Source organism: Cellulophaga sp. BC115SP, from assembly GCF_009905545.1.
In the GTDB taxonomy this organism is placed as follows: domain Bacteria; phylum Bacteroidota; class Bacteroidia; order Cytophagales; family Spirosomataceae; genus Flectobacillus; species Flectobacillus rivi.
The window spans coordinates 242128-252208 of sequence record NZ_JAAALB010000005.1; the positions used below are offsets into that span (position 1 = coordinate 242128).

Consider the following 10081-nt stretch of genomic DNA (forward strand, 5'->3'; position numbering starts at 1 on the left):
CTTGAACCTTTTAAGCAATGATTAAAGCAGAGATTATTACAATTGGGGATGAAATCCTGTATGGTCAGATTACAGACACTAATACACAATGGATTAGTGCAGAATTGGATAAAATTGGTATCAAAACTGTCCGAAAGTCTTCGGTTGGTGACACAGAAGAGGCAATTCTAACTATTTTTTCAGAGGCAACGAGCCGTGCAGATGTAGTTTTGGTCACGGGAGGTTTGGGTCCAACAAAAGATGATATTACTAAAAAAACTTTTTGTAAGTATTTCGGTACGGAACTAGCTGTCCACGAACAAGCCCTTATCGACCTAAAAGCTTTTTTCCAAAAAAGAGGTCGAGAGGTTACAGGACTTAATTTAGGTCAAGCCGAACTCCCACTGAATGCTACTTATATTCAAAACAAACTAGGTACAGCGCCAGGTATGTGGTTTGAACAAAATGGAGTCATCTATATTTCAATGCCTGGGGTTCCTTACGAAATGAAAGGATTGATGTCTGATGCAATATTGCCTCGACTTCAGGGTCATTTTAAAACACCTACGATTTTCCATCAAATTATCAGAACTGTCGGTATAGGCGAATCTATTTTAGCAGAAAAAATTGCTAATTGGGAAGATGCTTTACCTGAAAACTTAAAGCTCGCCTATCTGCCATCGATGGGAAGTGTCAAACTGCGACTTACAGGTTTTGGCGAAAATGAGGAAGAAATAAAGGCTCAAGTTGCTTCTGAAGTTCAAAAACTTATTCCTATCATTGAGGAGTTTGTATATGCACTAGAAGATATTGAGTTAGAAGTTGCAATAGGACGACTTTTGAAAGAAAAAGGTCTTACAGTTTCAACAGCCGAAAGCTGCACAGGTGGATATTTAGCTCATCAATTTACCAAAGTAGCGGGCTCGTCAAGTTATTATTGGGGTAGCGTAATTTCGTATGACAATTCGGTTAAAATCAATCAACTTGGTGTAAGACCAGAAACTTTAGACCAATTTGGGGCTGTCTCTGAAGAAACCATTATTCAAATGTCTGAAAATGTACGTCAAAAACTGGGAACAGATTTCGGACTAGCCACTAGTGGTATTGCTGGCCCAGACGGAGGATTACCAGACAAACCCGTAGGTACTATTTGGATTGCGGTAGCAACAAAAGATAAGACATATACTCAAAAGCTTCAATTGGGAGGCTTTAGAGAGCAAAATATTCATTTAACTTCTATCAACATACTTAATTTATTGAGAAAAGTTTTGAAATAACTGAACAGTTTCGGATTTTCGGCCGAAAATGAGGCTTGAGCTTTCTTAGAACCGAAATTTAGACTTTACAGCCAAAAACAAAACAAAAAACTTACAATTATGGCTCAAATTGAAATTATTATGCCCAAAATGGGTGAGAGTATTATGGAGGCTACAGTGCTTTCGTGGCTAAAAAAAGTTGGCGAACGCATTGAGGCAGACGAATACTTATTGGAGGTAGCAACGGACAAAATTGACACCGAAGTACCTTCATCGCATGGTGGGATTGTAAAACAGTACTTGGTACAGGAAGGTGAAATTGCCGTAATAGGAAAGCCTATCTGTATTATTGAAACTGATGGCGAAGCCAGCTCTGAGCCAGTTTCAGAAACAATCGAAAAGGAAATTCAAGAAATTCAATCGCTTACGGGAATTAACTTAGACCCTACTAATCAAGCAATTGAAGAGAGTGTTGCCCTTGATACAGCAAACCGTTTTTATTCACCTTTGGTGATGAGTATCGCTAACGAAGAAGGAATTTCGGCACAAGAATTATCTCAAATTGCAGGAACAGGGTCGGAAGGTCGTGTGACAAAACATGATATTTTGGCATACCTAAAAAATCGTCAAAATCCTGCAAGTATTGCTCCTAAAGTAGCTCCAATTCCAGTTGCTGAGGCTCCTAAATCTGCTACTATCACTTTCTCTGGACAAGACGAAATCGTGCAAATGGACCGTATGCGTAGAATGATTGCCGACCGTATGGTTGACTCAAAACGCATCGCGCCTCACGTAACCTCTTTTGTGGAAACTGATATGACAACTGTTTCGCTGTGGAGAGAAGGTATCAAAAATAGCTTTAAAAAGGAATATGGTGAAAATATTACCTATACCCCTCTTTTAATTGAAGCGGTGGTGAAAGCTATCAAAGATTTTCCAAAAATCAATGCTTCGGTGGATGGTGATAAAATTATTTATCGTAAAAATATCAATATTGGTATGGCTGTAGCCTTACCAAATGGCAATTTGATTGTACCAGTAATTCATAATGCTGATTCATACAATTTGATTGGTCTGACCAAGAAAGTTAATGATATAACCCAACGTGCTCGTGAAAATAAGTTGAGACCAGAAGATCTTGAAGGTGGAACTTACACTATCTCAAATATCGGTACTTTTGGTAACATCATGGGAACGCCGATCATTATGCAACCGCAGGTAGCGATTATTGCATTTGGTGCTATCCAGAAAAAACCAGCGGTTATCGAAACTCCTCAAGGTGATTTAATTGGTATTCGTCAAAAGATGTTTATCTCTCATTCATACGACCACCGCGTTGTGGACGGCTCACTTGGTGGACAATTTGTCAAACGAGTGTCTGATTATTTAGAAGGATTCGATCCAAAACGAAATCTTATCTAGGATTCGTCTTAAGCATATCCAATCCTCAAAGAAGGTGATGCAAAGTATCTAACTTTGTCCAATCTTCTTTGAGGATTTTTTCTATATTTCCAAAAGAATCATGTTCAAAAATACGCTCTACATTTCCTTTTTTTAACCATAAAACCCTATCACATATTCCTGTAAGTGTTTCTAACACATGTGATGTCAAAAGGATAATCTTCCCTTTCGCCTTTAACTTCAAAATGATTTCTTTGAGCAGAAAACTAGATTCTAAATCAAGCCCATTAAAAGGTTCGTCAAAAATCATAACTGGTCTATCAAGTATCAAAATGCTTAGTAATGCCAGCTTTTTTTTCATACCTGTTGAAAAATTTTCAATTTCTTGGTTCAAGGGAATGTCCAACATCGTAGCCCAAGCCTGAATATCAACCAGTTTTTCCTTTTTTATAAAAATATGAAGGTACTCTTGTGCCGTTAGGTGCGGATAGAAATAATTATGCGTTTCGAGCATTGCAATTGATTGCTGACTTAATGGTGCATTTTGAAACTGAATCGTTCCTTGTGCTAATGGTAAAAAGCCTGCAACCAAGTTCAACAATGTGGATTTTCCTGCTCCATTCAAGCCCAAAATGCCCAATATTTCTCCATTTTTGACCTCAAATGATACATTTTCTAAAACAAGGTTTTCCTCATACGAAAAACTAAGATGATTGATACTAAGCATAAAAGTAGGTTTGAAGGTTTCTGATAGCTTTTGGATAGAATACGACAAAAAGTACGATAGAAATTGGGAAGAAATAAGGCAGTAACATTCCCAACAAAATCATTCCAACATAAACTTTCCCCGATGTAACCGATTCGTTGGGGATATATGATTTGTATTTATTCAAAATAAATATGGTAAAGTTGAGACAATAAAAGAGTAGTAAAATCAGATAAGCCAACCAATGTTCTGGAAATCGGAATAAATACCAAAGTACCAATGGTGCTATGAACTTCGTAAAAAGGAAAAACTGAGAAAGTATTTTTGTCTTTAAAAAGTCACGAGCACTCTGGTGGTCTAATTTTAAGATTAATAGGCTTTCACAATAATTAAAACAACCTGCCAGACTAATTGTCACCAAGCCGATTCCTATAAAACCTGCCCAATGCCATACCCCAATTACGATTGTTAAAAGATAGAGTCCATAAATTCCCCAACCATTTTGTCGAAAGTGGGCTCGCCATTCAAACTGAGAGGGAGGAATCCATGCGTGTTTCAATCGAATAACACGCCAATTGAGTTCAACATTAGGTTGAAATCTTGCCAGCAGTGCCACAATTCCAACTGTTAAACTCCCAAATACCCAATTTTGACTCCAAAGTACATTCCACACAACAAACGGAATTGTAAGTATTTCGTACTCGAAAAGATACACGAGCCATGTTTTTTCTAAGAAAATTTGCTGTAGTAGTCGCTTATCCTTTCGGTTTTGGTGAAAAGGGATAATTGAAAAAGGAAGAATGAGAATCCACAAAGGACTTGATTTCGAACTCCCAATCAGTTGCAGAAACAAACCTAGCAGCAAACACATAGCTAGAAAAGTATATACCCATCCCGTTTTTTGAAGAATCGAAAGTAATTGTCTGTATCTGAGAAAGCATATCTTTTGTATCATAAAACACTCATTTTGTCATTGAATCAAAGAATCTAATATCCTATGAGTCGCAAACATCAACAGATAATTACAAAAAAAGGCTATCCATTTGATTGGATAGCCTCAAAAGTTTATTCTTTTTCTAAATTAGAATTGCGCATCTGCTGGTTTTACATTCGGACGAATGATTCTCAACCAAGTCAAAACTTTAATTACTGGATATGTAGGGTCGATTTCGTACCATTTTGCACCAAAGTTCATGCTGTTAGGCAATTTGTGGTGGTTATTTTGGAACAATTCACCCAACATCAAGAAATCAAAAATCAATGAGTTTCTTGATTTATCATGGTTATCAAAATTTTGGTATCCATACTTATGACCAGACCAGTTAACGATAGCACCGTGGATTGGTCCCATCAAGAAGTGGATTGGCAATAAAAAGAAGAATGCCCAGTGCATATCGAAGTAAACAAATGCAACGATATAAAACACAGAATAAGCAACTCCCCAACCAACTCGCGACATCCAGCTATCCCCTAACTTCTCAATAAAATTTGAGTAAGGATAGTTGTGGTCAAAACGTTCTTCAATTTTTGTTTTGCTATTCAAAAGTGCATTGTAAATGTCTTTCGTTTTCCACATCATTGTGAACACATTACTCGAAAAATGAGGTGAGTGAGGATCCTTCTCGGTATCGCTGAATGCGTGGTGCATTCGGTGCAAGATCGCATAAGCACGAGGGCTCAAATAAGAAGAACCTTGAGAAACGTAAGTCAAAAAATAGAAAAAGCGCTCCCAGAACTTGTTCATCAAAAACATTTTGTGCGCCGAGTAACGGTGCAAGAAAAATGTTTGGCTAAACAATGACAAATACCAGTGAATGATGAATGCGGGTAATACCAATTGCATGTGTAAAAGTTGTTTAAATGTTACAACAAATATACTCTTTGTTGTTCTAAATTGTTTTAATCATTAATTATTCTGACAAATGTCATTTTTCTTTCAAATTTAGTCGGGTTTAATCGTATGCTTTTCAGGAAAAGTACAAATTTCTTCTCATTAACCTCCCATTTATACAGGCTATTTTTTCCTAAAAAGAAGTCAAGGCAAATGATAAAAGATTAGCCCCCATCTGTAAGGCTCTTTGGCGAATTGGCTCTGGGTCATTATACACAGATTGGTCTTCCCAACCATTACCTAAATCGCATTCATAGCTATAAAAACAAATTAGTCTTCCTTCCCAAATCAGACCAAAACCTTGTGGTGCTTTTCCATCGTGTTCATGAACCTTAGGCAAACCATTGGTAAATTTGAACTTTTGAGAATAGATTGGATGGTTATAGGGCAATTCCACAAAATTTAGCTCAGGAAATACCTTTTTCATTTCTCTACGAACGAATTTGTCGAGCCCATAATTGTCATCTATGTGTAAAAAACCTCCGCTCAACAGATATTTTCTTAAGTTGCGAGCCTCCGATTCTGAGAATACCACGTTTCCATGCCCAGTCATGTGCACAAAGGGATAGGTAAACAATTCGGGACTACCAGGCTCTACAATATCTTCTTCAGGAAAGATGTTCATTCGCAAGTTGCTATTGCAGTACTTAATGAGGTTTCCGAGAGATGTCTTGTTACAGTACCAGTCGCCACCACCGCCATATTTCATTTTAGCAATCTTGAAAGATGCTTGAGAATAGGCAGGTTTAAATCCTAGGAAAAGTACAATTCCGAGTACAATGCAAGCAAGGTGTCTAAATCGCATCATATTGTCTAAATATCGTAGTTAAATGTACGGATTGTATATGTTATTGATTCAATAAATTCGCTGTATGACAAGCTACTAAACCTGCGGTTTCGGTTCTCAAACGACTTTCGCCAAGACTTACGGGTTTAAATCCTTTGCTTAAAGCTTGTTGGATTTCTTCTGGTGAAAAGTCACCTTCAGGACCAATTAGCACACAAATGCTTTGTTTTTGCATTGGAATATCTTTCAACAAAGTCCTTTCGCCCTCCTCCAAATGCGCAATAACATGAAAATCAGCTTCTGGAAGTTTACTCAGAAAGTTTTTCCATGTTTGAATCTCATTAATTTTGGGTAAATATGCTTTTAAAGATTGTTTCATGGCGCCAATGGCCACTTTTTCAATTCTCGGTATTTTAATTTCCTTTCTTTCAGAATAACGGGTTTGGATAAAAGATATTTCATCAATACCTATCTCGACACATTTCTCAACCATCCACTCTATCCTATCCAAATTTTTGGTTGGTGCTATAATCAAGTGAAAACGATAAGGTTGTTGTCCAAAACCCTGCTTTGTTTCTAAAATGCGAAACTCACATTTTTTATCATGTGCTTTACTTATTTCACATCGATATAATCCCCCTACTCCATCTATTACATGAATTTCGTCTCTTTCTTTCAAACGTAATACCTTAATGGCGTGACGAGACTCTTCTTCACTGAGTTGTTGTAATTTTTGAATTTCTGGTTGATAAAATAAATTCATTCCACTCTCTGTTAAACTTGATGCTTTAGTGTGTAATGTTCGGTTGATTCCAAACAAACAAGGTCGCAAAAACCTGTTCTTTAGCTTTGCGACCTTGCTTTTTGACCATGCTTTGTGTTATTCGTCGTGATCAGTTTTGAATGAATAAAGCGTTGGATCAAGTCTGATACTTCCAGTCAAGAAATCATCGACAAACTTAATTACCACTTCTTCTGTGATTTCATCTACATTCAAACATACGTCAATGCCGATACCATATTCAAATTCTTCATCGATTTCAATATGTTCAGATAACTTGATTTCCTCATTTTCCTCCATTTCATCGATTATCTCTGCGATGAAAATATCTACTTCCTCATCAAGTGCCTCATTAGGTTTGTATTTAGCCGAACGTTGATCCATTGGCACGTATTTAGGAAATGCCTTCACTGCTTTTTTCTCGGCAGCTTCAAATACAACGCTACTATAATGCAAGCGCAACGTGTAAAGCACAGCATCATAAATTACTTCTTGGCCTTTGTATTCACCTACAAATTGAACATGAACAAACTCTTCAACATTGTCTGGTTCATCATTTAGCTCGTCTTCGAAGTACACAAATTTTTGACCAGCTTCTTGGCATTCTTGCTTTAATTGAGCGATTTCGGCTGGGTCAAACCCTAAATTTTTTGGTTGTGCCATAATTTTAACTTTAATAGATTTTCTTAATGTTTTGTCAAATATAAGAAAAATGCCCTCTATTTGAGAATAGAGGGCATTAAAATTATCGAATTAACAATAACTCACGGTATTTTGGTAAAGGCCATTCATCGTCGTCAACAATTAATTCAAGCTTGTCAACGCAATAACGGATTTCTTCAAAATAATTTTTGATTTTGTCACTGTACATTTTAGCACGTTCGTAAGCATCTTCTAAGTTGTTTGCTTCTTTACGAGCTTCAGTCATTTCATCTACCAAAGTAGTGATTTTTGACGTGTACTGCGAAATCTTCTTAATCATCTCTACCGTAGGAGCATAATACTGCGGATCGATACCGATTTCTTTTTGTCCACGAACGTTATCTACCAATTGTGTTTGGTATTTCAATGAAGTAGAAACCACGTGATTGATTGCCAAATCGCCCATTACACGAGACTCGATTTGTACTTTCTTCATGTAGTTCTCTAATTCGATTTCAAAACGCGCGTGCATTTCTGTCTCACTGAAGATGCTGTATTTGGTAAACAACTCGATAGCAGAAGGCTCAATATATTTAGCCAACGCCTCTGGAGTAGTTTTCAAATTAGACAAGCCACGACTTGCTGCTTCCTCTACCCACTCGTCAGAATAGCCATTTCCTTCAAACAAAATACGTTTAGTTTCCTTCACGTATTTCTTCAATACCTCTACAATAGCTAATTCCTTCTTAATTCCTTTTTCGAGGATAACATCTACTTCCTCTCTAAATTTGATTAATTGGTTTGCCATAATGGTATTCAAAATCGTCATTGGTGAAGCTGAGTTCGCTGATGAACCAACTGCACGGAATTCGAATTTGTTACCAGTAAAGGCAAATGGAGAAGTACGGTTACGGTCGGTATTGTCCAACAACAATGCAGGAATTTTGTTGATACCCAAACGCAAATACACATTATCTCCCTTTTCTAACTTAATATCGTTCAAGTCAGAAAGGTTTTCTAAATCATTTAATACACGACTCATTTCGGTACCAATGAAAATAGAGATAATCGCAGGAGGAGCTTCGTTTGCACCCAAACGGTGTTCGTTACCAGAAGTAGCGATAGAGGCTCTCAACAAGTCTGCATGATCGTGTACTGCTTTGATGGTATTTACAAAGAACGTCAAGAAACGAAGGTTTTCTTTCGGTTTAGTCGAAGGTCCTAACAAGTTAATACCTGTATCTGTACCCAAAGACCAGTTATTGTGTTTACCCGAACCGTTGATACCCGCAAATGGTTTTTCGTGGAACAACACTCTTAATTTGTGTTTAGCAGCCACTTTGTTCATCAAGTCCATCAACAACGCATTGTGATCACAAGCCAAGTTAACTTCTTCGAATGTCGGTGCTACCTCAAATTGAGCTGGTGCTACTTCATTGTGACGTGTACGCACTGGCATACCCAATTTCAAGGCTTCCAATTCAAAGTCAACCATAAAGGCATTGATTCTTGAAGGAATCGAACCAAAATAGTGATCTTCCAATTGCTGACCTTTTGCTGGAGAATGTCCGAAAACGGTACGACCTGCCATCATCAAGTCTGGACGAGCATTATATAATGCTTCATCCACCAAGAAATATTCTTGCTCAGCACCTAAGGTAACGGTTACTTTAGATACATCACGACTAAAGTACTCATTCATTACTTTAGTAGCCGCCTTGTCGATTAACTCAATTGATTTCAACAAAGGAGTTTTGTAGTCAAGCGCCTCACCAGTGTAAGAAACAAATACCGAAGGAATACACAGCGTGGCAGTACCAGCGGTGTTTTCCATAATGAAAGCAGGAGAAGAAGGATCCCATGCAGTGTAGCCACGAGCTTCGAAAGTAGAACGGATACCTCCATTTGGGAATGAAGATGCATCTGGCTCTTGTTGAACCAAAGCACTACCCTTAAATTTCTCAATTGCTTTTCCCGTATGAGTTACATCAAAAAACGCATCGTGTTTCTCCGCGGTAGTACCCGTCAATGGTTGAAACCAGTGAGTATAGTGTGTTGCACCTTTTGAAAGTGCCCAAGATTTCATCGCTGCTGCTACCTCATCGGCCGCCTCACGGTCTATCTTCTTCCCATCTTGGATAGCGTTGGTAATTTTGAGATATGCTTCTGGACTAAGGAGCGAGCGCATCACTTCGTCATTAAAAGTATTACTGCCATAAAAGTCAGTTACTTTTTCAGTAGGCACTTTAACAGGGACAGTCTGGCGTGACTGAGCCAATTCAAGAGCTTTAAATCTTGCTATTGCCATAATTTGAAAATATGAATTTTGGTTGACAAAATTGTTTGCAATCCAAAAATAGACAATAGATTCATAAAAACAATCAGGATTTTTTCAGAAACCCGTATAAATACCCTAATATGGTTTTAGCTTTTCTGTAAAATCTAGTCTATTATACATATACTATATCCATAATAATTGCATTATTACTTTAAAAGTAGTTTAAAAAACATCTAGTATTCTGAAAAAAAATGAAAAAATCATCAATTCAGGCTTAAGTACAAACCATCAAATGAATTCAAAATAAAATCTTTTAAGAAAAAATTGTATTATTTTAATAAATATCGAAATTATTTTGCA

The 10081-nt window shown here is 37.3% G+C and carries 9 protein-coding genes; 2 read left to right on the plus strand and 7 right to left on the minus strand.

Going from position 1 to position 10081, the window contains the following annotated elements:
- The first annotated feature begins 17 nt into the window (after positions 1 to 17).
- Together GVN22_RS06520 and GVN22_RS06525 are read left to right on the plus strand one after the other, a co-directional pair.
- On the plus strand, positions 18 to 1256 hold the full coding sequence (locus GVN22_RS06520) for a competence/damage-inducible protein A (RefSeq protein WP_166550226.1): 1239 nt from the start codon (positions 18 to 20) through the stop codon (positions 1254 to 1256).
- A gap of 99 nt (positions 1257 to 1355) precedes the next feature.
- Complete coding sequence (locus GVN22_RS06525) at positions 1356 to 2657, plus strand: dihydrolipoamide acetyltransferase family protein (protein ID WP_166550227.1); 1302 nt, start codon at positions 1356 to 1358, stop codon at positions 2655 to 2657.
- Between the two features lie 25 nt (positions 2658 to 2682).
- On the opposite strand, the gene GVN22_RS06530 is transcribed toward GVN22_RS06525, so the two are convergent.
- The 7 genes from GVN22_RS06530 to GVN22_RS06560 form a co-directional block, all read right to left on the minus strand.
- A complete protein-coding gene (locus GVN22_RS06530) occupies positions 2683 to 3363 on the minus strand; it encodes an ATP-binding cassette domain-containing protein (RefSeq protein WP_166550228.1) in 681 nt (226 codons plus the stop codon).
- Complete coding sequence (locus GVN22_RS06535) at positions 3356 to 4297, minus strand: hypothetical protein (protein WP_166550229.1); 942 nt, start codon at positions 4295 to 4297, stop codon at positions 3356 to 3358. The genes GVN22_RS06530 and GVN22_RS06535 overlap by 8 nt, the downstream gene beginning before the upstream one ends.
- A gap of 126 nt (positions 4298 to 4423) precedes the next feature.
- Entirely contained in the window at positions 4424 to 5185 is a 762-nt protein-coding gene (locus GVN22_RS06540) for an acyl-CoA desaturase (protein WP_166550230.1), read from the minus strand.
- A 181-nt stretch (positions 5186 to 5366) separates the two neighbouring features.
- Positions 5367 to 6041, minus strand: coding sequence for a DUF4159 domain-containing protein (locus GVN22_RS06545; protein ID WP_370520397.1), 675 nt, complete (start codon positions 6039 to 6041; stop codon positions 5367 to 5369).
- Positions 6042 to 6081: 40 nt separating this feature from the next.
- A complete protein-coding gene (locus tag GVN22_RS06550; protein WP_166550231.1) occupies positions 6082 to 6783 on the minus strand; it encodes a 16S rRNA (uracil(1498)-N(3))-methyltransferase in 702 nt (233 codons plus the stop codon).
- 117 nt (positions 6784 to 6900) lie between these two features.
- Positions 6901 to 7464 carry a hypothetical protein gene (locus GVN22_RS06555; RefSeq protein WP_166550232.1) on the minus strand — a complete coding sequence of 188 codons (564 nt, stop codon included), beginning with the start codon at positions 7462 to 7464 and terminating at the stop codon, positions 6901 to 6903.
- 82 nt (positions 7465 to 7546) lie between these two features.
- On the minus strand, positions 7547 to 9751 hold the full coding sequence (locus tag GVN22_RS06560) for a glutamine synthetase III (protein WP_166550233.1): 2205 nt from the start codon (positions 9749 to 9751) through the stop codon (positions 7547 to 7549).
- Positions 9752 to 10081 lie beyond the last annotated feature (330 nt).